Origin of the sequence: Aeromicrobium sp. Root472D3 (assembly GCF_001426485.1) — a bacterium.
Classification (GTDB): domain Bacteria; phylum Actinomycetota; class Actinomycetes; order Propionibacteriales; family Nocardioidaceae; genus Aeromicrobium.
The window spans coordinates 2,602,779-2,626,332 of the sequence record NZ_LMET01000001.1 but is presented as its reverse complement, the minus strand read 5'-3'; the positions used below and the strand labels follow the sequence as shown (position 1 = coordinate 2,626,332).

General features: G+C 71.0%; 22 protein-coding genes. 13 read left to right on the top strand and 9 right to left on the bottom strand.

Annotation, left to right across the window (positions count from 1 at the left end):
• Positions 1-23 precede the first annotated feature (23 nt).
• From ASD10_RS12965 to xylB, 3 genes are read right to left on the bottom strand one after another with little or no spacing between them, the layout of a single operon-like run.
• The gene (locus ASD10_RS12965; protein WP_056609062.1) at positions 24-1,232 is read right to left on the bottom strand and encodes an ROK family transcriptional regulator; all 1,209 of its coding nucleotides are present in this window, start codon (positions 1,230-1,232) and stop codon (positions 24-26) included.
• Between the two features lie 2 nt (positions 1,233-1,234).
• On the bottom strand, positions 1,235-2,395 hold the full coding sequence (xylA, locus tag ASD10_RS12960; RefSeq protein ID WP_056609060.1) for a xylose isomerase: 1,161 nt from the start codon (positions 2,393-2,395) through the stop codon (positions 1,235-1,237).
• 46 nt (positions 2,396-2,441) lie between these two features.
• Positions 2,442-3,827, bottom strand: coding sequence for a xylulokinase (gene xylB, locus ASD10_RS12955; protein WP_056609057.1), 1,386 nt, complete (start codon positions 3,825-3,827; stop codon positions 2,442-2,444).
• A 110-nt stretch (positions 3,828-3,937) separates the two neighbouring features.
• Between xylB and ASD10_RS12950 the strand changes: the two genes are divergently transcribed.
• From ASD10_RS12950 to ASD10_RS12930, 5 genes are all read left to right on the top strand, one after another.
• Positions 3,938-4,456 (top strand): flavin reductase family protein, encoded by a 519-nt coding sequence (locus tag ASD10_RS12950; RefSeq protein ID WP_056609054.1) that lies wholly within the window; start codon positions 3,938-3,940, stop codon positions 4,454-4,456.
• A 9-nt stretch (positions 4,457-4,465) separates the two neighbouring features.
• Positions 4,466-5,488 (top strand): SMP-30/gluconolactonase/LRE family protein, encoded by a 1,023-nt coding sequence (locus ASD10_RS12945; RefSeq protein ID WP_082556191.1) that lies wholly within the window; start codon positions 4,466-4,468, stop codon positions 5,486-5,488.
• A 51-nt stretch (positions 5,489-5,539) separates the two neighbouring features.
• Positions 5,540-7,420, top strand: coding sequence for a 1-deoxy-D-xylulose-5-phosphate synthase (dxs, locus tag ASD10_RS12940; protein WP_056609051.1), 1,881 nt, complete (start codon positions 5,540-5,542; stop codon positions 7,418-7,420).
• A gap of 16 nt (positions 7,421-7,436) precedes the next feature.
• Positions 7,437-8,339, top strand: coding sequence for a PAC2 family protein (locus ASD10_RS12935; RefSeq protein WP_082556310.1), 903 nt, complete (start codon positions 7,437-7,439; stop codon positions 8,337-8,339).
• A gap of 65 nt (positions 8,340-8,404) precedes the next feature.
• Positions 8,405-9,274: an acyl-CoA thioesterase II gene (locus tag ASD10_RS12930; RefSeq protein ID WP_056609045.1), complete on the top strand. Its 870-nt coding sequence runs from the start codon at positions 8,405-8,407 to the stop codon at positions 9,272-9,274.
• Between the two features lie 42 nt (positions 9,275-9,316).
• On the opposite strand, the gene ASD10_RS12925 is transcribed toward ASD10_RS12930, so the two are convergent.
• Positions 9,317-10,198 carry a MaoC family dehydratase gene (locus tag ASD10_RS12925; protein ID WP_056609043.1) on the bottom strand — a complete coding sequence of 294 codons (882 nt, stop codon included), beginning with the start codon at positions 10,196-10,198 and terminating at the stop codon, positions 9,317-9,319.
• Between the two features lies 1 nt (position 10,199).
• On the bottom strand, positions 10,200-11,549 hold the full coding sequence (locus ASD10_RS12920) for a 3-oxoacyl-ACP reductase (protein ID WP_056609041.1): 1,350 nt from the start codon (positions 11,547-11,549) through the stop codon (positions 10,200-10,202).
• Positions 11,550-11,696: 147 nt separating this feature from the next.
• Here ASD10_RS12920 and ASD10_RS12915 point away from each other — a divergent pair, with 147 nt between their 5' ends.
• Together ASD10_RS12915 and ASD10_RS12910 are read left to right on the top strand one after the other, a co-directional pair.
• The gene (locus ASD10_RS12915; protein ID WP_082556190.1) at positions 11,697-13,061 is read left to right on the top strand and encodes an acetyl-CoA C-acetyltransferase; all 1,365 of its coding nucleotides are present in this window, start codon (positions 11,697-11,699) and stop codon (positions 13,059-13,061) included.
• Between the two features lie 104 nt (positions 13,062-13,165).
• Positions 13,166-14,128 carry an SDR family NAD(P)-dependent oxidoreductase gene (locus ASD10_RS12910; protein ID WP_056609039.1) on the top strand — a complete coding sequence of 321 codons (963 nt, stop codon included), beginning with the start codon at positions 13,166-13,168 and terminating at the stop codon, positions 14,126-14,128.
• A gap of 4 nt (positions 14,129-14,132) precedes the next feature.
• Here the strand turns inward: ASD10_RS12910 and ASD10_RS12905 are convergent, their stop codons facing one another.
• Positions 14,133-14,789 (bottom strand): TetR/AcrR family transcriptional regulator, encoded by a 657-nt coding sequence (locus ASD10_RS12905; protein WP_056609037.1) that lies wholly within the window; start codon positions 14,787-14,789, stop codon positions 14,133-14,135.
• 49 nt (positions 14,790-14,838) lie between these two features.
• On the opposite strand from ASD10_RS12905, the gene uvrB reads away from it, so the two are divergent.
• Complete coding sequence (uvrB, locus tag ASD10_RS12900; RefSeq protein WP_056609035.1) at positions 14,839-16,923, top strand: excinuclease ABC subunit UvrB; 2,085 nt, start codon at positions 14,839-14,841, stop codon at positions 16,921-16,923.
• A gap of 243 nt (positions 16,924-17,166) precedes the next feature.
• Positions 17,167-18,210 (top strand): TerC family protein, encoded by a 1,044-nt coding sequence (locus ASD10_RS12895; protein WP_056609033.1) that lies wholly within the window; start codon positions 17,167-17,169, stop codon positions 18,208-18,210.
• Between the two features lie 75 nt (positions 18,211-18,285).
• Here ASD10_RS12895 and ASD10_RS12890 read toward each other — a convergent pair whose 3' ends face one another.
• Positions 18,286-19,740, bottom strand: a complete 1,455-nt coding sequence (locus ASD10_RS12890) for an APC family permease (protein WP_056609031.1) — start codon at positions 19,738-19,740, stop codon at positions 18,286-18,288.
• Between the two features lie 139 nt (positions 19,741-19,879).
• Between ASD10_RS12890 and ASD10_RS12885 the strand changes: the two genes are divergently transcribed.
• Entirely contained in the window at positions 19,880-21,118 is a 1,239-nt protein-coding gene (locus ASD10_RS12885; protein WP_056609029.1) for a cytochrome P450, read from the top strand.
• A gap of 2 nt (positions 21,119-21,120) precedes the next feature.
• On the top strand, positions 21,121-22,113 hold the full coding sequence (locus ASD10_RS12880) for a hypothetical protein (protein WP_056609027.1): 993 nt from the start codon (positions 21,121-21,123) through the stop codon (positions 22,111-22,113).
• On the opposite strand, the gene ASD10_RS12875 is transcribed toward ASD10_RS12880, so the two are convergent.
• Entirely contained in the window at positions 22,110-22,526 is a 417-nt protein-coding gene (locus ASD10_RS12875; protein WP_056609025.1) for a hypothetical protein, read from the bottom strand. The genes ASD10_RS12880 and ASD10_RS12875 overlap by 4 nt on opposite strands.
• Before the next feature lie 73 nt (positions 22,527-22,599).
• Here ASD10_RS12875 and ASD10_RS12870 point away from each other — a divergent pair, with 73 nt between their 5' ends.
• The gene (locus ASD10_RS12870) at positions 22,600-22,893 is read left to right on the top strand and encodes a hypothetical protein (RefSeq protein ID WP_056609023.1); all 294 of its coding nucleotides are present in this window, start codon (positions 22,600-22,602) and stop codon (positions 22,891-22,893) included.
• Positions 22,894-22,925: 32 nt separating this feature from the next.
• Complete coding sequence (locus ASD10_RS12865) at positions 22,926-23,207, top strand: hypothetical protein (protein ID WP_056609021.1); 282 nt, start codon at positions 22,926-22,928, stop codon at positions 23,205-23,207.
• A gap of 15 nt (positions 23,208-23,222) precedes the next feature.
• Here ASD10_RS12865 and ASD10_RS12860 read toward each other — a convergent pair whose 3' ends face one another.
• Positions 23,223-23,552 (bottom strand): hypothetical protein, encoded by a 330-nt coding sequence (locus ASD10_RS12860; RefSeq protein ID WP_056609020.1) that lies wholly within the window; start codon positions 23,550-23,552, stop codon positions 23,223-23,225.
• Between the last annotated feature and the right edge of the window lie 2 nt (positions 23,553-23,554).

Sequence of the window (23,554 nt, the reverse complement as noted above, 5' to 3'; positions counted from 1 at the left end):
CGCCCGTCGAGGCGTCGGGCGGGTCACAGCGTCAGGGAGCCGGAGAACACGTCGCTCAGCGCGTGCTCGGCCGCGCCGAGGGCCGCGGCGTGGATGCCGAGCGAGCTCAGGCGGATGTCGGGCAGGTGCAGGTCGGCGGTCGGCAGGCGCTCGGCCAGGACGGCCCGGGCTGCCGGCACGACGAACTCGCCGAGCGGGACGAAGTAGCCGCCCAGCACGATCGCGGTCGGGTCGAGGACGGCGGCGAGCGTCGCGAGGCCGCGCCCGAGATCGAGGCCCAGCACCTCCAGGGCCGCGCGCACCCGCTCGTCCGATGAGGCCCGCTCCGCGACGGCGGTCGCGGTGCGCAGGGGGGTCGACTGCTCGTCCATGCCGACCGCCGCGAGCATCGCGCGCAGGCCGACCGACGCCTCCCAGCACCCCAGGCGTCCGCAGCCGCACGGTGCCGCGGGGGCACCGATCGGCATGTGGCCGACCTCGCCCGCGAAGCCCGACCCGCCACGCACGATCGTCCCGCCGCGCACGATGCCGGCGCCGATGCCGATCGTGCCGGTCAGGTACAGCGAGTCGTCGACGTCGGTCGCGACGCCGTGCGACGCCTCGGCCAGGGCCGCGCAGTTGGCGTCGTTGTCGACGGTCGTGGGGCAGTCGCCCCCGAAGGCCTCCTCGAGCTCGTCGGCCAGTGCGCGACCGTCCCAGCCGAGGTTGGGTGCCCACGAGACGGTCCGGCTGTCGTGGGCCACGAGGCCGGGCACCGCGACGGTCGCGCTGACGACGGAGCGCCCCTCGGCCACCAGGGCCGACCGGACGTCGGTCGCGAGCCCGACGAGCTCGCGGGCGCTGGGCGGCTGCCCGGCCGTCGTGACGGGGCGGGTCTCGACGACCACGACCCGACCGGCCAGGTCGATCGCGACGGCCGCGACGTAGTCGACGTTGACCTCGAGCCCCAGCCCGATGACGGACTCGCCGGTCAGGGTGACGGGACGCCCCGGACGTCCGCGGCCGGACGGCCCCGAGGGCGACGCGGTGTCGCCCTCGGTGACCGCCCGACCGTTCTCGAGCTCGGCCACGATCGTCCCGACCGTGGCCTTGGCCAGCCCGGTGCGCCGGGCCAGCTCGGTGCGCGTGGCAGGACCGTCGGCACGCAGCGAGCGCAGGACGAGGCCGGTGTTCTGGCGTCGCACCTGCTCGGTGCCCGTGGGGGCCCCGGCGTGCCGGACGGTCTGGGCCACGCTCAGCGCACCCCGTACAGGTGCTCGAGGGCGAGCTGGTCGAGGTGCTCGAACGCGGCACCGCGGGCGGCGAGCTCGTCGGGGTCGGCCATCGTGGCCGTCTCGAGCTCGGCCCAGCCCTCGCCCTCGCCGAGCGTCGGGACGGACAGCTCGGGCAGCTTGGCGGCCTCGAGGGCGGCCTGCACCTCGGGGTCGGCGCGGAACGCCTGCACCTTGTCGCGCAGCACGAGGTAGTTCGTCATGCAGCCCGCCGCCGACGCCCAGACGCCGTTGTCGTCCTCGGTGCGGGGCGTCTTGAAGTCGAAGTGCACGGGGCCGTCGTAGCCGCCGGCCAGGATCGTGTCGACGACCCAGAAGGCGCCGCGCACGTTGCCCGCGCCGAAGCGGAAGTCCTGGTCGTAGCGGGGTCCGCTCTGGCCGTTGAGGTCGATGTGGAACAGCTTGCCCTGCCACAGCGCCTGCGCGTAGCCGTGCGCCGCGTTGAGGCCGGCCATCTCCTCGTGCCCGATCTCGGGGTTGACGCCCACGTTCTCGGAGCGGTCGAGCGTCTCGATGAACGCCAGCGCGTGACCGATCGTCGGCAGGAGGATGTCACCGCGGGGCTCGTTGGGCTTAGGCTCGATCGCGAACTTCATGTCGTAGCCCTTGTCGTGGACGAACTCGCCCAGGACGTTGAAGGCCTCGCGGTAGCGGTCGAGCGCCGCCGCGACGTCCTTGGCCGCACCCGACTCGGCGCCCTCGCGGCCGCCCCAGCACACGTAGACCTTGGCGCCGAGCTCGGCGGCCAGGTCGATGTTGCGCATGACCTTGCGGATCGCGAAGCGGCGGACGTCGCGGTCGTTCGACGTGAAGCCGCCGTCCTTGAAGACGGGGTGCGTGAACAGGTTCGTCGTGGCGGTCGTGACGACCAGGCCGGTGTCGTCGAGACCCTTCTTCCAGCGCTGGATGATGCCGTCGCGGGTCGCGTCGTCCGAGCCGAACGGGATCAGGTCGTCGTCGTGGAAGTTGACGCCGTAGGCGCCGATGCGGGCGAGGTTCTCGAGCGCGTAGACGGGGTCCATCGGGGCGCGGGTCGCGTCGCCGAACGGGTCACGTCCGCCGTAGGCGACGGTCCACAGACCGAAGGAGAACTTGTCGGACGGGGCGGGGGTGGGGATGGTCATGCTCTGCCAATCTGTTGTGGGTGCTGGATGTCGGGGGTGGGGGTGCTCAGTGCCACGCTGCGGTGCGGTCGCGCAGCTGCGCGTAGGCCTCGCGCACGGCGGGCGTCGCCTCGGCCTCGTACGTCTCCGAGGCCGGAGGCGTCCAGTCCGGGAGGGTGGACGATCCGGACAGCGCCCAGGCGGCCTGGCGGGCGGCGCCGAGCGCGACGTACTCGCCGGGGGCCGGGACGGTGACGGGGGCCCCGAGGACGGCCGGGGCGAGCGCGTGCACCGCGGGGTTGGCCGCGGCGCCGCCGACCATCAGGATGCGGCGGACCGGCTCGCCCGTCATCGACGTCACGAGGTCGACCGCGTCGGCGAGCGAGCACAGGAGCGCCTCGAAGGCCGCTCGCGCGACGTCCTCGCGGGTGGTCGCGGCCGTCAGGCCCGACCACGTGCCGGTGGCGTCGGGACGGTTGGGGGTGCGCTCGCCCGCGTAGTACGGCGAGATCGTCAGCCCGTGGGCGCCCGAGGGCGCGGCGAGCGCGAGGCGTCCGAGCTCGTGGTGGTCGACGCCGAGCAGCGCGCACTGCAGGTCGAGGATGCGCGCGGCGTTCATCGTGGTGCCCATGGGCAGGAAGTTGCCGGTCGCGTCCGCGAACCCGGTCACGGCGCCGGTGCCGTCGGAGACCCTCGTGGTGCTGATCGTCGAGGCGACGCCCGAGGTGCCGATCGAGACGACGACGTCGCCGGGGCCGAGGTCGAGCGCCAGCGCGGCGGCCATGTTGTCGCCGGTTCCCGCGCCGAGCACCAGGCCCGAGGCCGTGACGGCGGCGGTCTCGGCCGGGCCGACGATGCGGGGGAGGGCGACGGCGTGGCCGATCGCCGCCTCGGCGAGGTCGGGACGCCACGCGTCGTCCGCGGTCGAGAAGTAGCCCGTGCCCGACGCGTCGCCGCGGTCGGTGAACGCCTCGCCGCCCGTGACGTGGCGCGACACGTAGTCGTGGGGGAGCAGCACCTCGGCCGTGCGTCGGGCGGCGTCGGGCTGGTGGTCGCGCAGCCAGCGCAGCTTGGTCGACGTGAACGACGCGACCAGCACGCTGCCGACCGCCTCGGCGCACGCGTCGGGCCCGCCCAGCTCGTCGATCAGCGTCCGGGCCTGTGCCGCGGAGCGGGTGTCGTTCCAGAGGATCGCGTCGTGCACCGGCGTGCCGGAGGCGTCGAGCGCGACCATGCCGTGCTGCTGGCCGCCGACGGCGAGCGCGGACGCCCGGTCGAGCAGGCCGGCGGTCGCGGTGTCGAAGGCGTCGAGCCAGGCACGCGGGTCGACCGAGGTGCCGGGCGGGTGGGGTGCCGAGGCCTGCTCGACGACCCGTCCGCTCGAGGCGTCCACCAGGACGGCCTTGGTGGACTGGGTCGAGGAGTCGATGCCGAGCACCAGGTCGTCTGCCATGCGTCATGTTTAATACGACTCTTGAACTAAGTCAACACCCGACACGACGTCGTGCCGGTTGGCACGACGTGCTGGGGCACCGAGCGGCCGCGCGTCCGTAGGCTGAGGGCGTGACGATCCACTCCGACCACCCGTTCGTGCCGCCCGAGGGCGATCGCGACCCGCTGCGCCGCCTGCGGGGGCGCATGCCGTCGCCGGTCACGGTGTGGGCGACGGGCGAGGGACGCGGGCGGGCGGGCCTGACGATCTCGTCGCTGCTGGTCGCCGGGGGAGAGCCCGCCCGGGTGCTGGGTCTCGTCGACGCCGACTCCGACTTCTGGGACGCCGACCCGGCGACGTGGGTCGTCAACGTGCTGGGCGTCGAGCACCGCTTCCTCGCCGACGTCTTCGCCGGCACCGCCCCGGCACCCGGCGGTCCGTTCACGTCGGGCACGTGGACCGACAGCCGGTGGGGCCCCGTCCTCGACGGGTCGGCCGGCTGGATGGGCGTGCGGCTGGCCGACACCGAGCCCCGGCCCGTCGGCTGGGGGCTGCTGGTCGAGGCGGTCGTCGAGCACGTCGAGATCGGCGACGCCGACGCCATGATGCACGTGCGCGGACGCTATCGCGAGGTCGGTCCGGCGACCTAGGGTCGCAGCATGACCAAGCCGTCCGTCGACCCCGCCCGCTGGACCCCGCCCGCCCCCGCGCGGGCCGGACACCCCGTGGCACCGCCCGGCCTGCGCGTCGTCGAGACGTCCGGCCACGGCACCGAGGACGTCGCGGTGCTGGCGGACGGCACGGTCGTCACCGGCGTCGTCGACGGGCGCCTGCTCGCGATCGACCCGCTGACCGGCGACGAGACCGTCGTCGCCCGGACCGGCGGGCGGCCGCTCGGCATCGAGGTGCACCCCGACGGCGGGCTCGTGGTCTGCGACGCGCACCGCGGGCTGCTGCACGTCGACGAGGGGGTCGTCACGGTGCTCGCCGACGCGTTCGAGGGCGTGCCGTTCCGGTTCTGCAACAACGCCGCGGTGGGTCGCGACGGCACGATCTTCTTCACCGACAGCTCGACCAAGTTCGGCATCGACCACTGGCGCGGCGACCTGATCGAGCACCGTCCGACGGGGCGGCTGTTCCGCCGCGATCCCGACGGCACGCTCTCGCTGCTGCTCGACGACCTCGCCTTCGGCAACGGCGTCGCCCTCGCGGCCGACGAGTCGTTCGTCGTCGTCGCCGAGACCGGTGCGTACGCGCTCCGGCGCACCTGGCTGACGGGCGACCGCGCCGGGGTCACGGAGCCGTTCGGCACGGTGCTGCCGGGGTTCCCCGACAACATCTCGACCGGCACCGACGGCAACGTGTGGGTCGCGGTGGCGTCGCCGCGCGACGCGGCGCTCGACGTCCTCCTGCCGCGCCTGCCCCTGCTGCGACGGCTCGTGTGGTCGCTGCCCCCACGCCTCCAACCCCAGCCGAAGCGCCTGATCCGGGCCATGGCGTTCTCGCCCGACGGCGCGCTAGTGCACGACGTGGCCGGCGAGCACCCCGGCTTCGGGATGCCCACGGGGGTGCGGCAGTCCGGCGACGTCGTGTGGCTCGGCAGCCTCGAGTCGCCCACGATCGCCGTCTTCGACGTCCCCCGACCCGGCCCATCGGACGGCGCGCTCGGACGACCTCGATAGACTGACCCCTATGCCCGATCCGGGTGAGCCGCAGACGAGGAGGAGCCAGACGTGAGCATTCTCGCCAACCTGTCGGGACCCTCCGACCTCCGCGATCTGGACGACGCCGAGCTGACCGAGCTGGCCGCCGAGATCCGCGAGCTGCTGATCGTCTCGGTGGCCTCCAACGGCGGGCACCTGGGCCCCAACTTGGGCGTCGTCGAGCTCGGCATCGCGATCCACCGCGTCTTCGAGTCGCCGTCCGACCGCATCGTGTGGGACACCGGCCACCAGTCGTACGTCCACAAGATGCTGACGGGGCGCGCGGGCGAGTTCGAGACGCTGCGCCGCGAGGGCGGGCTGTCGGGCTACCCCAGTCGGTCGGAGTCCGAGCACGACTGGGTCGAGAACTCGCACGCCTCGACGAGCCTGTCGTACGCCGACGGCATGGCCAAGGCCAATCTGCTGCTCGGCAAGGACGACTACGTCGTGGCCGTCATCGGCGACGGCGCGCTCACCGGTGGCATGGCCTGGGAGGCGCTCAACAACATCGCCGCCGACAGCGACCGCCGGCTCATCGCGATCGTCAACGACAACGGCCGCTCGTACACCCCGACGGTCGGCGGCCTGGCGAACCGGCTCACCGAGATCCGCACGAACCCGCGCTACGAGCCGACGCTCAGCGCGATCAAGGACCGCCTGACCCGCACCCCCTTCGGCGGCGCACGCGCCTACGAGGCGCTGCACGCGATCAAGAAGGGCGTCAAGGACGCCCTGGCCCCGCAGGGCATGTTCGAGGACCTCGGCCTCAAGTACATCGGCCCCGTCGACGGCCACGACCGCGAGTCCGTCGAGCACGCGCTCGAGCGGGCCAAGACCTTCGGCGGGCCCGTGCTGGTGCACGTGCTGACGACCAAGGGCCACGGCTACGACATCGCCGTCGCCAACGAGAACGACCAGATGCACCAGGCCAACCCGTTCGACCGAGCGACCGGTGACGCGCTGAGCATCGCGCCGGCGGGCTGGACGTCGGTGTTCCGCGACGAGATCGTCCGCATCGCCGACGAGCGTCCCGACGTCGTCGGCATCACCGCCGCGATGCTCTACCCGGTGGGGCTCGACGCGTTCGCCGACAAGTTCCCCGACCGCGTGTTCGACGTCGGCATCGCCGAGCAGCACGCCGTCACGAGCGCCGCGGGCCTCGCGATGGGCGGGCTGCACCCCGTCGTCGCGGTCTACGCGACCTTCATCAACCGTGCCTTCGACCAGGTGCTGCTCGACGTCGCCCTGCACGGCTGCGGCGTCACCTTCGTGCTCGACCGCGCCGGGGTCACGGGCGACGACGGCGCCAGCCACAACGGCATGTGGGACATGTCGCTGCTGCAGATCGTCCCCGGCATCCGCATCGCGGCGCCCCGCGACGGCGCGCGCCTGCGCGAGCTGCTGCGCGAGGCCGTCGACGTCGACGACGCGCCCACGGTCGTCCGGTTCGCCAAGGGCGCGGTCTGCGACGACCTCGACGCCGTCGAGCGCGTGGGCGCCACCGACGTGCTGTCGCGCGACGAGACGTCCGACGTCCTCGTCGTGGCGGTCGGCGCGTTCGGCCACCTCGGCGTCGAGACCGCCGAGCTGCTGCGCGCGCAGGGTCTCGGCGTCACGGTCGTCGACCCGCGCTGGGTCAAGCCCGTCGACCCGGCCCTCGTCGCGATGGCCGCCGACCACCGCCTCGTCGTCACGATCGAGGACAACGGCCGGCACGGCGGCGTCGGCTCGGCGATCGCGCAGGCCGTCCGCGACGCGGGCGTCGACACGCCCGTGCAGGTGCACGGCGTCGAGCAGGAGTTCCTCGACCACGCCAAGCGCGACGTCATCCTCGGGCGCCTGGGCCTGACGGCCCGGTCGGTGGCCGACGACACCCTCGCGGTGCTGGCGCGGAATAGCGCGGACGGGTGAGTGGTTGACGATGGCGATGAAGAACTGGCGACCACGACGTCTGCGCGACGAGCCCACACCCGGTGACGGGTCCGGGCCGATCCTGATCCACGCCCTCGACGGCTTCCTCGGGGCCGGATCGGCGTCCCGGCTCGCGGCCCAGCAGCTGCTGACCGGCAACGGCGAGGTCGTGCACGAGTTCGACCTCGACGAGATGTTCGACTACCGCGCACGCCGCCCCACGATCGCGTTCCGCGAGAACCACTACGCCGACTACGACGACCCGACGCTGCAGGTCGTGCTCGAGCACGACGGCAACGGCGAGCCCTACCTGGTGATGGCCGGACCCGAGCCCGACTTCCTCTGGGAGCGGTTCGTGAGCGAGGTGCACGACGTCATCGAGGAGCACGACGTGTCCCTGACGCTGGGCCTCGGTGCCGTCCCGATGGGCGTCCCGCACACGCGCCCCGCGATGATCACGGCCCATGGCACACGTCCCGAGCTCGTCGACCGGCAGAACATGTGGTCGGCGCAGGTCACCGTGCCGTCGTCGGCGCAGTCGCTGCTCGAGTACCGTCTCGGCCAGTGGGGCCTCGACGCGGCCGGCTACGTCGTCCACGTGCCGCACTACCTCGCGCAGATCGACTACCCGCCCGCGGCGCTCGCGCTGATCGACGCCCTCGTCGACCGCACGGGCCTGGTCATCGACGCCGAGCGCCTGCGCGCCCGCCAGGGCGACGCCCTCAAGGAGATCGAGGACCAGATCGAGGAGCAGGGCGGGGCGAGCCTGCTGAGCGGCCTCGAGGAGCAGTACGACGCGTTCACCCGTGGTGCCGCGCAGTCGCTGCTGGCCAGCGACGAGGACCTGCCGAGCGGCGACGAGCTGGCCGACCAGTTCGAGCAGTTCCTGGCGCGCCAGCGCAAGGACGAGCAGAACTGACGCACGGGCCCCGCCGGGCCTCGCTCGCCGCACTCGCCCGGTCGGTGGTTCGGTAGGGTGCTTGCGTGCCTGCCTCAGTCGACGAAGTCATCGGTCTGCTCGATCTCGAACGCCTCGAGGAGGGCCTGTACCGCGGCTCACAGCCCGCCGCGTCGTCCCTCAAGCGGGTCTTCGGCGGACAGGTCGCGGCGCAGGCCCTGATGGCCGCCCAGCTGACGGTGCCCGACGACCGCTTCGTGCACTCCCTGCACCTCTACTTCATCCTGGGCGGTGACCCGAGCATCCCGATCGTCTACGACGTCGAGGACGTCCGCGACGGCCGCTCGTTCACGACGCGGCGGGTCGCGGCCCGCCAGCACGGCGAGATCATCTTCTACATGACCGCGTCGTTCCAGGTCGAGGAGGGCGGCTGGGACCACCAGGACCGCATGCCCCGGGTCCCGACGCCCGACGAGGCCACGCCGATGCTCGACATCGTCCAGATGCGCGGTCCCGAGGCCGTCGAGCACTGGGAGCGCGAGTGGGCGTCGTTCGACATGCGCTACATCGGCGACAACCGCGACCAGGACGATCCCCAGCGCGCGCTGACCCCGGCGGTGCAGCGGCTGTGGTTCCGCGCCAACGGCACGCTGCCGGACTCGCGCATCATCCACAACGCGGCGTTCACGTACATCAGCGACCTGAGCCTGCTGGGGGCGAGCCTCGTCCCGCACGGGCAGTTCATCGGCTCGGACCGCGTGCAGCCGGCCTCGCTCGACCACACGATCTGGTTCCACCGCCCCGTCCGCGCCGACGAGTGGCTGCTCTACGACCAGACGTCGCCGTCGGCGTCGGGTGCGCGCGGGCTCAGCACGGCCCACGTGTTCAGCCAGGACGGCACGCTCGTCGCGACGGTGGCCCAGGAGGGGCTCATCCGCCCCCTGACCAAGCGCTGAGGCACGACCTCGACGCCCCCGGACGTCCGGGGGCGCCGGGGCCTACGGCAGCGCGGTGACGCGTCCGACGAGGTGCGGGACGGGCTTGCGGGAGCCCTTCACGCCGAACGTCAGCACGTCGTCGTCGGACGACGACCCGAACACGACGGTCGTCGGCAGCAGGATCGGCTTGCGGAACTCGGCGACATTCGTGAACGCGTCGGGCAGCTTGTTCTGCACCGCCGAGAGGCTGCGCGCGAGCGTCCACATGCCGTGGGCGATGTTGCTCGGGAAGCCGAACGCCTTGGCGGTCAGCGGGTACAGGTGGATGGGGTTGCGGTCGCCCGAGATCGCGGCGTAGCGACGGCCGAGGTCGCCGGCGAGCTTCCAGTGCACGACGCCGTCGGGCACCTCGACGCCGGTCAGGGCGGCGGGGGACTGTTCGGGCGCGCCGCCCTTGTGCCGCGAGAACAGCGTCATCGTCTCGTCCCACACGACGTCGCCGGCGATCGTGACGGTCGTGACGATGTCGATCAGCGAGCCCTTGGGGTGCGGACGCAGGTCGTCTGCGCGCACCGACACGTCGAAGGCCTCGTCGACGCGGATCGGCCGGTGCTGCGCGATGGTGTTGCGCAGGTGCACCAGGCCCATCGGGGCGAACGGGAACGACGTGTCGGTCATCAGCGTCATGTGCAGCGCGAACGCGGCCATGTGCGGGTAGGTGGCCGGCAGGGTGTCGCTGCGAGGGAACCCGCAGACCTCGTTGTACGCGTCGAGGTGTCGCGGGTCGGTCACGACGCCGTGCCGTTCGAGGACGACGTCGGGCACCGAGCCCTTGGCGTGCCTGACGCCCGGCAGCCCGCCGATGACGGGGACGGCGGGCAGCGCCGCCTTGAGCATCAGGGGCAGCGTCGGAGGCGCCGACGTGAAGACGCGGGTCGTCACGTCAGGCGCCGATCAGGGCCTGGCCGCACACGCGCACGACGTTGCCCGAGATCGCCGACGAACCGGGGTGCGCGTACCACGCGATCGCCTCGGCGACGTCGATCGGCTGGCCGCCCTGCGACAGCGAGCTGAGCCGGCGGCCGGCCTCGCGGATGCCGAGCGGCATGGTCTTGACCATGTCGGTCTCGATGAAGCCCGGTGCGATCGCGTTGACCGTGATGCCGGCCTCGGCGACCCGCTTCGACAGGTCGTCGACGAAGCCGATCACGCCGGCCTTGGCGGTGCCGTAGCTCGTCTGGCCGTTGTTGCCCGCGATGCCGGCGATCGACGAGATGCCGATGACGCGTCCGCCGCGACGCAGCAGCGAGCGCTGCAGGAGCTCGGCGGTGATGCGCTGCGGGGCGCCGACGCTGATGTCGATCACGAGGTTCCAGTTCTCGGTCTTCATGTTCTTGAGGCGCTTGTCGCGGGTGATGCCGGCGTTGTGCACCACGATGTCGACGCCGCCGTGGGCGTCCTCGAGCGCGTCGGCGATGACCCGGGGGGCCTCGGGTGCCGTGATGTCCTCGGCGATCGACGTGCCGTTGAGCTCGGCCATGACGGCGTCGAGCTCGTCCTTGAGGCCGGGGACGTCGAGGCCGACGATCGCGGCGCCGTCGCGGTGCAGGGTGCGGGCCATCGCCGCACCGAGGCCGCGGGAGGCACCCGTGACGAGCGCGACCTTGCCGGCGAGCGGCTTGGCCGGGTCGGCGACGGTGTCGGGGGAGACCAGCTCGGTCAGGCCGAGACGGATGACCTGGCCCGACACGAACGCCGACTTGGGGGAGAGCAGGAACTCGAGCGTCGAGCCGAGCGCCTTCTCGCTGCCCTCGCCGACGTACACCAGGTTCGCCGTGCTGCCGTTGCCGCCGATCTCCTTGCCCGCCGAGCGGACGAAGCCCTCGAGGGCGCGCTGGGCGATCGCGGCGGTCTCGGTGCTCGCCTGGGCGGGCAGGGCGCCGATCACGACGAGACGCCCGGAGCTGGCGAGGCTGCGCAGCGCGGGCGTGAAGAACTGCTGCATGTCAGCCAGGCCGGCGGTGTCGGCGATGCCGGTGGCGTCGAAGACCAGGGCCTTGTACTTCTTGCCGTCGGCGCGGACGCCGACCGCCTCGATGCCGCTCGACTTGAGCGTCGCGTTGAGGGTCGTGCCGATCGTGCTCCTCGGCGCGGCGCCGATCAGGACGGTGCCCTTCACGAGGGGCGACCCCTCGGTCCACCGCTCCAGCACGGGCGGGTTGGGCAGACCCAGATTCGTGACGATGAACTTGCCGATCGGGTTGTGCGCGAGCGACTGGTAGCGATCAGTCATGAGTCGGGTGTGTCCTATCTCTCGGATACCATCGGTATCTGGAATGATGCTGAAACTGTAACGTCATGCTTCGACGTCAGTCCACACCTGTGGCTGCGGCGCGCATCACGTTCACCACCACTGTTCACGACGATCGAGGAGACCGCCATGGCGGACACGTCCCCCGCGAAGAAGTCCCCGGCCAAGAAGGCCCCCGCGCAGCAGACGGCTTCCGCCGGTTCCGCGACCCCGCAGCAGGTGCGGCGCGTCGCCGTCATCGGCGGGAACCGCATCCCGTTCGCGCGCTCCAACACCGTCTACACCCACGTCTCGAACCAGGAGATGCTGACCGCGGCGCTCGACGGGCTCGTCGACCGCTTCGGCCTCGAGGGCGAGCGGGTCGGCGAGTTCGCGGCCGGCGCCGTCCTCAAGCACAGCCGCGACTTCAACCTCGCCCGCGAGACCGTGCTGGGCTCGAAGCTCTCGCCCGACACCCCGGCCTTCGACGTCCAGCAGGCCTGCGACACCGGCATCCAGGCCGCGATCCTGGTCGCCAACAAGATCGCCCTGGGCAAGATCGACGCCGGCATCGCGGGCGGGTCCGACACGACGTCCGACGCCCCGCTGGCGATCGGCGACAAGCTGCGCAAGATCCTGCTCGAGGCCAACCGCGCCAAGGACAACAAGGGCCGCGTCAAGGCGCTCGCCAAGATCCGTCCGGCGTTCCTGGCGCCCGACCAGCCGCGCAACGCCGAGCCCCGCACCGGCCTGTCGATGGGCGACAGCCAGGCCATCACGACCAAGGAGTGGGGCATCACCCGCGAGGCGCAGGACGAGCTCGCCGTGACATCGCACCAGAACCTCGCGACGTCGTACGACGAGGGCTGGCAGGACGACCTCGTCACGCCGTTCCAGGGCGTCACGAAGGACAACAACCTGCGTCCCGACTCGAGCGTCGAGAAGCTCGCGAAGCTCAAGCCCGTGTTCGGCACGTCGTTCGGCGACGAGGCCACCATGACGGCCGCCAACTCCACGCCGCTGTCCGACGGCGCGTCGGTCGTCCTGCTGGCGTCCGAGGAGGAGGCCGAGAAGCGCGGGTGGACCCCCGAGGCGTACTTCGTCGACTACGAGACCGCAGCGGTCGACTACGTGTCGGGTGCCGAGGGCCTGCTGATGGCCCCGGTCTACGCCGTGCCGCGCATGCTCGCACGTCAGGGCCTGACGCTGCAGGACTTCGACTTCTACGAGATCCACGAGGCGTTCGCCGGTCAGGTGCTGACGACCCTCGCGGCGTGGGAGGACCCGACGTTCTGCAAGGACAAGCTCGGCCTCGACGTGCCGCTGGGCTCGATCGACCGCAGCAGGCTCAACGTCAAGGGCTCGTCGTTGGCCGCGGCGCACCCGTTCGCCGCGACCGGCGGACGCATCGTCGCGAACCTGGCCAAGCTGCTGCACGAGAAGGGCTCGGGCCGTGGCCTGATCTCGATCTGCGCCGCGGGCGGCCAGGGCGTCGTCGCGATCCTGGAGGCCTGACCCGCCACCCCGCCCGCCGGGCCCGACGTCTTCTCAGGGACGTCGGGCCCTGCGTCGTCCAGGGGGTTGCGCTGGAGCGCGCTCCAGCACCTAGCGTCGTGGGCATGACTTCTTCGCAGACGCCCATCGGCTCCGGCTTCGGGGCGCACACGACGGCCGACGAGGTGCTCGACGGCATCGACCTGACCGGCACGACGGCCCTCGTCACGGGCGGCTACTCCGGCATCGGTCTCGAGACCACCCGCGCGCTGGCGAAGGCGGGCGCCCGGGTCGTCGTCCCCGCCCGCCGACCGGACCAGGCCCGCGACCAGCTGGCGGGCATCGACCGCACCGAGGTCGACGAGCTCGACCTGGGCGACCTCGACAGCGTCGCCGCCTTCGCCGACCGGCTCGTCGGGTCCGGTCGCACGCTCGACGTGGTGATCGACAGCGCCGGCATCATGGCGACGCCCGAGACGCGTGGCGGCCCGGGCTGGGAGGCGCAGTTCGCGACCAACCACCTCGGCCACTTCGCGCTGGTCAACCGCCTGTGGCCCGTCATCGAGCCCGGCGGCGCCCGCGTCGTCTCGGTGTCGTCGACGGGCCACCTGCGCTCGGGCATCCGGTGGGACGACGTCGACTTCGAGGGCGGCGACTACGACAAGTGGGAGGCCTACGGCCAGGCCAAGACCGCCAACGCGCTGTTCGCCCTGCACCTCGACGCCCTCGGGCGCGACGTCGGCGTGCGCGCGTTCTCGCTGCACCCCGGCGGCATCCTGACGCCGCTCCAGCGGCACCTGCCGGTCGAGGAGCAGGTCGAGATGGGCTGGGTCAACCCCGACGGGACGCCGGTCGACCCGTCGATGTTCAAGACGCCCGAGCAGGGGGCCGCGACGCAGGTGTGGGCCGCCACGTCGTCTCGGCTCGACGGCATGGGCGGTGTGTACCTCGAGGACTGCGACGTCGCCGAGCCGCACGTCCCGGACGGTCCGCGGCGCGGTGTCGCCGCCCACGCGACCGATCCGGAGCAGGCCGCCCGCCTGTGGACGCTGTCGGCCCGGCGCACCGGGGTCGACGCCTTCGCGTGAGCGCCTAGCGGTCGGTGCCGCGAGCCATCGCGACGGCCGCGACGGCGACGAGCTGCTTGACCTCGTCGAACGGGACGGCGTCGACGGCCGGCAGCCCCGGGTTGTCCTCGCGCACCGACAGCTGGAGCGTCGCGAGGTTGAGCACGCCGAGGGCCTGCGTGTAGAAGATGTTGGCCAGCAGGTTGGGGTCGCGCACCGTGAACTGCCGCGTGGCCACGCCCGCGTCGAGGATCTCGACGACGTGGTTCAGGCAGGCGGCCATCGCGAGGCCCAGGTCGATCATGACCTTCTGGCTGACCTCCTCCATGAGCTCCTCGCCGCGGCGGCGCAGGAGGGCCTGTGCGCAGTCGACGAACGCCGGCAGTCGGGCGCCGAAGTCGAGGAAGCCGATCGTGATGGACCGCAGGCGGTCCTCGGGATCTCGCGACGGGTCGTCGGCGGCACCGAGCGTGCGGTCGAGCTCCTGGAGGTAGCCGACGAGGGTCTCGGCGAAGAGCTCCTCCTTGCCGGAGAAGTGGCGGTAGATGATGGCGCGGTTGATCCCGACGGCCCGTGCGATGTCCTCGATCTGGGCGTCTCTCACGCCTCGCTCGTCGAACAACGTCCGGGTCGCCTCGAGAATCTCCCTCTTGCGCTCTGCGCGGCGTTCCGAGACAGCCATGCGCACGAGTTTAGGGTGCGCTGTCGGTGGCTGGTCGTAGGCTCGGTGCATGAGGTCAGTTTCGGAGCTTAAGCGTCAGGTCGCGCCCATCGAGGTCGTCTCGGAGTACGTCCCCGCGGGTGACCAGCCGGCGGCGATCGCCGAGCTCGAGAAGCGCATCAAGGCCGGCAGCGTCGACAACGTCCTGCTGGGTGCGACCGGTACCGGAAAGACCGCCACGACGGCGTGGCTGGCCGAGCGTCTGCAGCGCCCCATGCTCGTCATGATGCCCAACAAGCTGCTGGCGGCGCAGTTCGCCAACGAGCTGCGCGAGCTGCTGCCGCACAACGCCGTCGAGTACTTCGTCTCGTACTACGACTACTACCAGCCCGAGGCGTACATCGCGCAGAGCGACACCTACATCGAGAAGGACTCCTCGATCAACGAGGAGGTCGAGCGGCTGCGCCACTCCGCCACGTGGTCGCTGCTGACGCGTCGCGACGTCATCGTCGTCGCGACGGTCTCGTGCATCTACGGCCTCGGCTCGGCGCAGGAGTACCTCGAGCGCATGATCGGCTTCAAGGTCGGCGAGGAGATGGCCCGCGACCAGCTGCTGCGCACCCTCGTCGAGGCCCAGTACGTCCGCAACGACGTCGCCTCGACCCGCGGCACGTTCCGCGTCAAGGGCGACACCGTCGAGATCTTCCCCGTCTACCAGGAGCACGCGGTCCGGGTCGAGTTCTTCGGCGACGAGATCGAGCGGCTCATGACGCTGCACCCGCTGACGGGCGAGGTGCTGAGCGACGACCAGGAGCTGTTCGTCGGCTCGGCGACGCACTACGCCGCCGGTCCCGCGACGATGCGCAAGGCGATCGAGACGATCAAGGTCGAGCTCGAGGAGCGCCTCGCCGAGCTCGAGGGCCAGAACAAGCTGCTCGAGGCGCAGCGCCTGCGCATGCGCACGACGTACGACATCGAGATGATGGAGCAGGTCGGCACGTGCGCCGGCATCGAGAACTACTCGCGCCACATGGACCAGCGCGGGCCCGGCACGCCGGGCCACTGCCTGCTCGACTACTTCCCCGACGACTTCGTCCTGGTCGTCGACGAGTCGCACGTCACGATCCCGCAGATCGGCGCGATGTACGAGGGCGACATGTCGCGCAAGCGGTCGCTCGTCGACCACGGCTTCCGCCTGCCCAGCGCGATGGACAACCGCCCGCTGAAGTGGCCCGAGTTCCTCGAGCGCATCGGCCAGACCGTCTACCTGTCCGCCACCCCCGGCAACTACGAGATGGAGAAGGTGCAGGGCGACGTCGTCGAGCAGATCATCCGACCGACCGGCCTGATCGACCCCGAGGTCGTCGTCAAGCCGACCAAGGGCCAGATCGACGACCTGATCACGCAGATCCGCACCCGCACCGACAAGAACGAGCGCGTGCTGGTCACGACCCTGACCAAGAAGATGTCGGAAGACCTCACCGACTACCTGCTCGAGGCCGGCATCCGCACGCGCTACCTGCACTCCGAGGTCGACACCCTGCGCCGCGTCGAGCTGCTGCGCGAGCTGCGCATGGGCGAGTACGACGTCCTGGTGGGCATCAACCTGCTGCGCGAGGGCCTCGACCTGCCGGAGGTGAGCCTCGTCGCGATCCTCGACGCCGACAAGGAGGGCTTCCTGCGGTCGGAGCGCTCGCTGATCCAGACGATCGGCCGCGCGGCGCGCAACGTCTCGGGCCAGGTCATCATGTACGCCGACCGCATCACGGACTCGATGGCCTACGCGATCGACGAGACCAACCGTCGCCGCGAGAAGCAGGTCGCCTACAACACGGCCAACGGCATCGACCCGACGCCGCTGCGACGCAAGATCGGCGACATCACCGACATGCTGGCACGCGAGGACGCCGACACGGCCTCGTTGCTGGCGGCCACGGGCGACAAGCGACGCAAGGGCGCGCCCGTGCCGCTGGGCCAGCACACGGCCGATCTGGCCAACCTCCCGTCGGGCGAGCTGGCGGCACTGATCGAGCAGCTCAGCGAGCAGATGCGGGCCGCCGCGGCCGAGCTGCAGTTCGAGGTCGCGGCGCGCCTGCGCGACGAGATCGGCGACCTGAAGAAGGAGCTGCGCGGCATGCTCGAGGCCGGCGTCTGACGGAGCACGGCGCCGGCGCCGCGACGCGGGCCGACGTCCGAGGGCGAGACGGCGCTCACATCGCCGTCGTGCGGCGGTCTCAGATGAGGCAGATCTGGCCTCTGCCTGCAAGAATGTGCCTCGGAGGGGAGTATTCCCCAACCGCAACGCCGTCATCACGGTGACTCCCTGCAGTCACCCGGTGTTGCGGGCCGCGCCAGCGGCGGAAGAGACCTCCGGCCTGCATGAGACCGGAGGACTCTCTTGAACGTATCCACCACCGAATGGGCGATCACGATCGGCGTGACGCTCGCGGTGCTGCTCTTCGACATCCTGATCGTCGCGCGTCGTCCGCACGAGCCGTCGATGAAGGAGTGCGCGACCTACCTGAGCGTGTACGTCGGACTCGCGATCGCCTTCGGCATCTGGGTCTCGATCTACCACAACGACTCGACGATCAAGGACGGCGACTTCGGTCTGCAGTTCTTCGCCGGCTGGCTGACCGAGTACAGCCTGTCGATCGACAACCTGTTCATCTTCATCATCATCATGGCCAGCTTCAAGGTGCCGCGGAAGTACCAGCAGGAAGCCCTGATGGTGGGCATCGTCATCGCCCTGATCTTCCGCGCGGTGTTCATCGCGCTGGGCGCGGTCGCGATCGAGCAGGTCTCGTGGATCTTCTACATCTTCGGTGCGTTCCTGCTCTACACGGGCTACAACCTGATGAAGGACACCGACCACGACGACGACGGCGAGAACGCGGTCGTCCGCATGGCGCGCAAGCGCTTCACGGTGTCGGAGCAGTGGGACGGCCTGAAGCTGTTCGTCCACGAGAACGGCAAGCGCGCCATCACGCCGATGTTCCTGGTCATCATCGCCCTCGGCACGACCGACCTGCTGTTCGCGCTCGACTCGATCCCCGCGATCTACGGCCTCACGAAGGAGCCGTACCTGGTCTTCACGGCCAACGTGTTCGCGCTGATGGGTCTGCGTCAGCTGTACTTCCTGCTGGGCGGTCTGCTCAAGAAGCTCATCTACCTGTCGCAGGGCCTCGCGATCCTGCTCGCGTTCATCGGCGTCAAGCTGATCCTGCACGCGCTGCACGAGAACGAGCTGCCGTTCATCAACGGTGGCGAGCACGTGCCGGTCTACGAGATCCCGACGCTGCTGAGCCTCGGCGTGATCGTCGGCATCCTCAGCATCACCGCGATCGTCAGCCTGACGGTGTCGAGCCGTCGCGAGAAGGCGGGCCTCAACCCCGACGGCACGCCCAAGGTCACGACGGGCGCTGCCGACGACGAGGTCTGATCCTCGTCGCCCGAGGCGAACGCACGAACGGCCGGTCCCCTCGCGGGGGCCGGCCGTTCGTCGTCGTGTCGGGGTCTACTCGACCTCGACGTCGTCGGTGAGCTCCCCGAGGTCGCCGGTGCCGGTGCCGGTGGCCCTGTTGACCAGCAGCGTGAGGGCCCACAGCGCCACACCGATCAGCATCAGGACGCCTGCGATCTCGTACACCGCGCCGTCGCGGTCGACCCACGGGCCGGCCAGGAAGAGGCACAGGACGGCCGCGACGGCCGGCAGGGGGCCGGGGGAGCGGAACGACGTCTTCGCGTCGGGGTCGCGGCGACGGCGCAGGACGACGCACGCGATGTTGACGACCGCGAACACGCACAGCAGCAGCAGCGACGTGACGTTCGACAGGTTGGCCACGACGTTGCTGTCGGGATCGCGCGTCACGTAGAAGATCAGGCCGAGCGCCATGAGCGTCGAGAACAGGATCGCGGCCCACGGCGTGCGACGCCCGGGCAGCACGGCTCCGAGCTGCTTGGGCAGCACGCGCTGGCGCGACATGCCGTACAGCAGGCGGCTGGCCATCAGCATGTTGATGAGCGCCGTGTTGGCGACCGCGAACACCGCGAGGAACGGGAACACCTTGTCGATCGGGAAGTCGGGTGCACCCTTCGAGACGACCTCGAGCAGCGCGCGCCCCTCGGAGTCGGCGATCGTCTTGAGCTCGGGTGCCGTCAGCACGCTGACGACCGAGACGGCGACGAACATGTACATGATGACCGCGATGCCGAGGCCCGTCAGCATCGTCCGGGGGAAGATCTTCTCGGGCTCCTCGACCTCCTCGACCATGTTGACGGCGTCCTCGAAGCCCACCATCGCGAAGAACGCGATCGACGTCGCCGCCGTGACGGCCAGGAACATGCCCCGGTCGCCGTAGTCGCTGAACTGCACGAGCTCGGACATGTCGGCGTCACCGCGGCCGATGACGTAGAAGCCGACGCCGATCACGATCGTCAGGGCCGCGACCTCGACGAGCGTCAGGACGACGTTGAACTTGACGCTCTCGCCGACGCCGCGCAGGTTGATCAGCGCCAGCAGGACCATGAAGCCCATCGCGATGGCCGTGATGGCACCGGGCGTCAGCGCGCTGTCGATCCAGCCGTTGATCTCCAGGCCGCCCGAGAAGTTGTCGGCGAGCGTCTTGGCGGACGTCGAGGCGCTCGTGATGCCCGAGCAGACCACGGCGAACGCGACCAGGAACGTGATGAAGTGCACACCGAACGCCTTGTGGGCGTAGAGGGCGGCACCCGCGGCCTGCGGGTACTTCGTGACCAGCTCGAGGTACGACAGCGCCGTCATCGTGGCGACGACGAACGCCAGGAGGAACGGCAGCCAGACGATGCCTCCCACCTGCCCCGCCATCTGCCCCGTGACGGCGTAGATCCCGGCTCCCAGGATGTCGCCGACGATGAACAGCAGGAGGAGCTTGGGCCCCATGACCCGTTTCAGCTCGGTCGGTCGCTCGGCATTCGCGGTGTCGGTCGTCATGCAGCCCCCATCGAAAGTGCGTGCCTGTGGGCATCGCTTTCGTGACACCCTCTACCGGCTGGCGCGAACCTGCAAGCGTGACGTGTAGTTTCTTCACGTGATCGACGTCAAGGGAAGAGTGCGCCGTTGGGTCGGTCGGATGCTCGTCAAACGCATCCAGAAGAACGGCATCGACCTCAGCGCGCTGTCGTTCATCCCCGATCAGACCAAGATCCCTCTGCAGCGCGACGGTATGGACGCCCTGCCCGAGATCGCGCGGTGGCGCGCGACCGAGCCGATGCACAAGCTCGAGCTGCCGTTCACGTTCACGGCCTACCTCGTGACGGGCCACGACGAGGCGCGCACGATCCTGACCGATCGCGACAGCTACAGCAACGACATCCGGCACCTGTTCCACGGTGACGGACCGGCGACGGCCGACGACATCGGCGGGCTCGGCTTCACCGACCCGCCGCTGCACACCCGCCTGCGCAAGATCGTCACGCCGGAGTTCACGATGCGCCGCCTCGCGCGTCTCGAGCCCATGATCAGCGACTTCGTCGACGCGCAGCTCGATGCGCTCGAGGCCGCCGGCCAGGGGGCCGACCTGTGCACCGCGGTCGCGTTCCCGATCCCGTTCCAGACCATCTGTGCGCTGCTGGGGCTCGACTACGCCGACAGCCAGGCCTTCGCCAAGCTCGGCAGCGACCGCTTCGACGCCACGAACGGCGGCGCGGCGGCCTTCGGCGCGGTGTCCGACCAGCGCAAGTTCCTGTTCGAGGCCGTGGCCCGTCAGCGCAAGGAGCCCGGCCCGGGCCTGCTCGGCCAGATCATCCGCGACGAGGGCGACACGATCAGCGACTTCGACCTCGCGGGCCTGGCCGACGGCATCTTCACGGGCGGCTTCGAGACCACGGCCGGCATGATCGCGCTCGGCACGATCGTCCTGCTGCGCGACCCGGCCTACGCCGAGCTCGTCCGCAGCGGCTCGCCCGAGGACGTCGACCGGGTCGTCGAGGAGCTGCTGCGCTACCTGTCGGTCGTCCAGGTCGCGTTCCCGCGCTTCGCCAAGCACGACATGGAGCTGTTCGGCCAGAAGATCAAGGCCGGCGACGTCATCCTCGCCTCGCTCAACGGCGCCAACCGCGACCCGGACGTCGCCGGCGACCGTCCCGACGAGTTCGATCCCGCGCGCGTCCCGTCGTCCGGGCACCTGGCGTTCGGGCACGGCATCCACCGCTGCATCGGTGCCGAGCTGGCCCGCATGGAGCTGCGGATCGCGCTGCCGAAGCTGTTCCAGCGCTTCCCGGACCTGGCGCTCGCCCGCCCGCAGGAGGAGCTGACGTTCCGCCAGCTGTCGTTCGTGTTCGGCGTCGACGAGCTCCCCGTCACCTTCTGACCGTGCCCGCCCCCCGGCCCGATGCCCGCACCGTCGAGCACATCGAGGCGTGGTTCGACGACCACGGCCTGCCGTACTTCACGGGCGACCGCGCCGACACCGTCGAGGGGTGGCTGTCGAGCAAGCGCATCGTCGCCGTCATCGTCCTGATCGTGGGTGTCTCGGTCGCGGCGGGTCTCCTGGTCGGCGCGGCCTGGGCCGACCGCGGCTCGCTCGGCACGGCCGTCGGCCTGCTGGTCTTCCTGGCGCTGCTGGGCCTGTTCGCGGGTCGTCTGCTGCGGATGGGCACGATGATGCGATGGGCCGTGCGGCGCACGTTCAGCTCGCTGGGGCTGATGTTCCCGCTGCTGACCCGCGCGCTGCCGCTGCTGCTGCTCGCCGTGACGTTCCTGTTCATCAACGCCGAGGTCTGGCAGGTCGCGGCGCTGATGCCACGCCACGTGCTGTGGATCGCGGTCGGCTTCTTCGCGGTCATCGCCGCGGTGTTCCTGCTCGTCCGGCTGCCGGAGGAGGTGCGCGAGGTCGAGCGCGAGGTCGTCGGGCCGCGCGTCGTCGAGTGCTGCGCGGGCACGCCGGCCGAGGAGGCGTCGCGCCTCGTGGCCGCGGTTCCGCCCGACCTGCCCCGGTTCGCGCGGGCCAACCTCGTCCTGGTGCTGCTATTCAACCAGGCGGTCCAGGTGCTGCTGCTGAGCCTCGGCCTGTTCGCGTTCTTCGTCGTGTTCGGCTCGCTGACGATCCCCGACTCGACGGTCGAGGCCTGGACGGGGGAGCCCGTCACCCGGCTGCCGTCGTCGCTCGGGCGGTTGATCCCCGTCACCAACGACCTGTGGCAGGTCTCGGTGTTCCTCTCGGCGTTCGCGGGCCTCTACTTCACGGTCTACGCCGTGACCGACGAGACCTACCGGTCGCAGTTCTTCGCCGGCGTCTCGACCGAGCTCGAGCAGGCCGTGGCCGTCAACGCGGTGTACGTGTCGCTGACCCGCGAGTCGTCCTAGACGGGGGTGCCGGGCGTCGCGTCGATCGGCTCGTCCGAGGCGCACTGCTCGAGGGTGATGACCTTGTTGCGGGCGAAGCTCTCCGAGCTGCGCGCGGCCTCGGGATAGTTCTCCGGGGCGAGGTTCGCGTAGTACTCGACGGCGTCGAGCAGGGCGTCGGCCTCCGGCTCCTCGTTGACCTTGGCGTAGACCTTCGCCGGCACCTTGGCCTTGGCGAAGTGCTCGACGGTCCCGGCGTAGTCCTCGCGGTTGAACTCGTCGATGCCGGCCCGCACCTCGGTGCAGGTGGCGTCCATCGCCTCGGCGGCCGAGAGCCGGGGCGTGCCGCCGTCGGACGAGTCGGACGAGCCGCTGCAGGCCGCCGGCGCGACGGCGAGCACGACGGCGAGCGCGACCGGGCCGATGAGCTTCATGCCACCACGGTAGGCGCTGGGCGTCGATCCGCTACTCGAGACGAGCGCCGGCGCGGTGGGGCAGAATGCGGGCATGAGACGTCTCGTCCTCGCCGCCGCAGCGGTGGCCGCGTGCGTCGGGGCGGGGGTGCAGATCGCCTCGGACGACGACGTGGCCGATGCCCGGCGGGTGGCCGAGGTGGTGCCGTTCCCGCGCACCACGACGCCGTTGCCCGTGCCCGAGGTCACGATCGAGCAGGGGCCGTGGCGGGACGAGCCGCCGTTCGCCTCCCCGTCGACCGCGCCCCGGCTGCCCGACGGGTTCACGGCTCGGTGCACCGGCAGCACCTCGCCGTGCGCCGTGACGGAGAGGTCGGGGGCGGACTAGAACACCTGTTCGAATCGACGTATCCTGCGGGGGTGAACCCCAACGGCTCGATCGACGGACGACCGCTCGCCGCCGCCGACCCGTACGCGATCGAGGTGCCGCAGCCCCCGCCGGTCTACCACGTCTGGGTCAACCTCTCGAACCTCACGACGCAGGTCGCGCAGGAGTACCCGGGGCTCGTCCTGGGCTGGCGGCGCACGTCCGACGGCTACGAGGCGCAGGTCGTCTACGTCGTCCCGAGCCGCACGCAGCGGCACAGCGACGCCTCGCAGATCGCGTGGCTGCCGGCCAGCAAGCTCAAGCCCCGGCAGTGACGTCCGCTCGTGCCGTCAGTCTGCGGTGCGCGTGGATCGCCTCGTGAGGTGTCGGCCCACGACCCCGGCCACGAGCATCGAGGCGCCCCAGACGAGCGCGGCGCCGACCAGCTGGGGCCGGCTCGCGACGATCAGGGTCGGCAGCGGCCCGCCGCTGGCGACGTAGCCGTAGCCGACGTCGAGACTCTCGACACCGCACGCCGTGATCAGCCACGCGCCGATCGCGACCATCGCGACCGCCATCGAGAGCACGGCCCTGACGGGCCGCAGGCGCTCGGCCTGCACCAGCGACCACAGCGACAGGGCGAGCACGGCGAGGACGGCGAGGACGATGGCGAGCAGCACGG

What these genes read in the sequence shown, in the direction of transcription:
- ASD10_RS12915 (WP_082556190.1), top strand. Translation starts at nt 11,697, where the DNA reads ATGGCGGACACGTCCCCCGCGAAGAAGTCCCCGGCCAAGAAGGCCCCC.
- xylB (WP_056609057.1), bottom strand. Translation starts at nt 3,827, where the DNA reads ATGGCAGACGACCTGGTGCTCGGCATCGACTCCTCGACCCAGTCCACC.
- ASD10_RS12885 (WP_056609029.1), top strand. Translation starts at nt 19,880, where the DNA reads ATGCTCGTCAAACGCATCCAGAAGAACGGCATCGACCTCAGCGCGCTG.
- ASD10_RS12945 (WP_082556191.1), top strand. Translation starts at nt 4,466, where the DNA reads ATGACCAAGCCGTCCGTCGACCCCGCCCGCTGGACCCCGCCCGCCCCC.
- ASD10_RS12935 (WP_082556310.1), top strand. Translation starts at nt 7,437, where the DNA reads ATGAAGAACTGGCGACCACGACGTCTGCGCGACGAGCCCACACCCGGT.
- ASD10_RS12890 (WP_056609031.1), bottom strand. Translation starts at nt 19,740, where the DNA reads ATGACGACCGACACCGCGAATGCCGAGCGACCGACCGAGCTGAAACGG.
- ASD10_RS12910 (WP_056609039.1), top strand. Translation starts at nt 13,166, where the DNA reads ATGACTTCTTCGCAGACGCCCATCGGCTCCGGCTTCGGGGCGCACACG.
- uvrB (WP_056609035.1), top strand. Translation starts at nt 14,839, where the DNA reads ATGAGGTCAGTTTCGGAGCTTAAGCGTCAGGTCGCGCCCATCGAGGTC.
- xylA (WP_056609060.1), bottom strand. Translation starts at nt 2,395, where the DNA reads ATGACCATCCCCACCCCCGCCCCGTCCGACAAGTTCTCCTTCGGTCTG.
- ASD10_RS12905 (WP_056609037.1), bottom strand. Translation starts at nt 14,789, where the DNA reads ATGGCTGTCTCGGAACGCCGCGCAGAGCGCAAGAGGGAGATTCTCGAG.
- ASD10_RS12920 (WP_056609041.1), bottom strand. Translation starts at nt 11,549, where the DNA reads ATGACTGATCGCTACCAGTCGCTCGCGCACAACCCGATCGGCAAGTTC.
- ASD10_RS12875 (WP_056609025.1), bottom strand. Translation starts at nt 22,526, where the DNA reads ATGAAGCTCATCGGCCCGGTCGCGCTCGCCGTCGTGCTCGCCGTCGCG.
- ASD10_RS12870 (WP_056609023.1), top strand. Translation starts at nt 22,600, where the DNA reads ATGAGACGTCTCGTCCTCGCCGCCGCAGCGGTGGCCGCGTGCGTCGGG.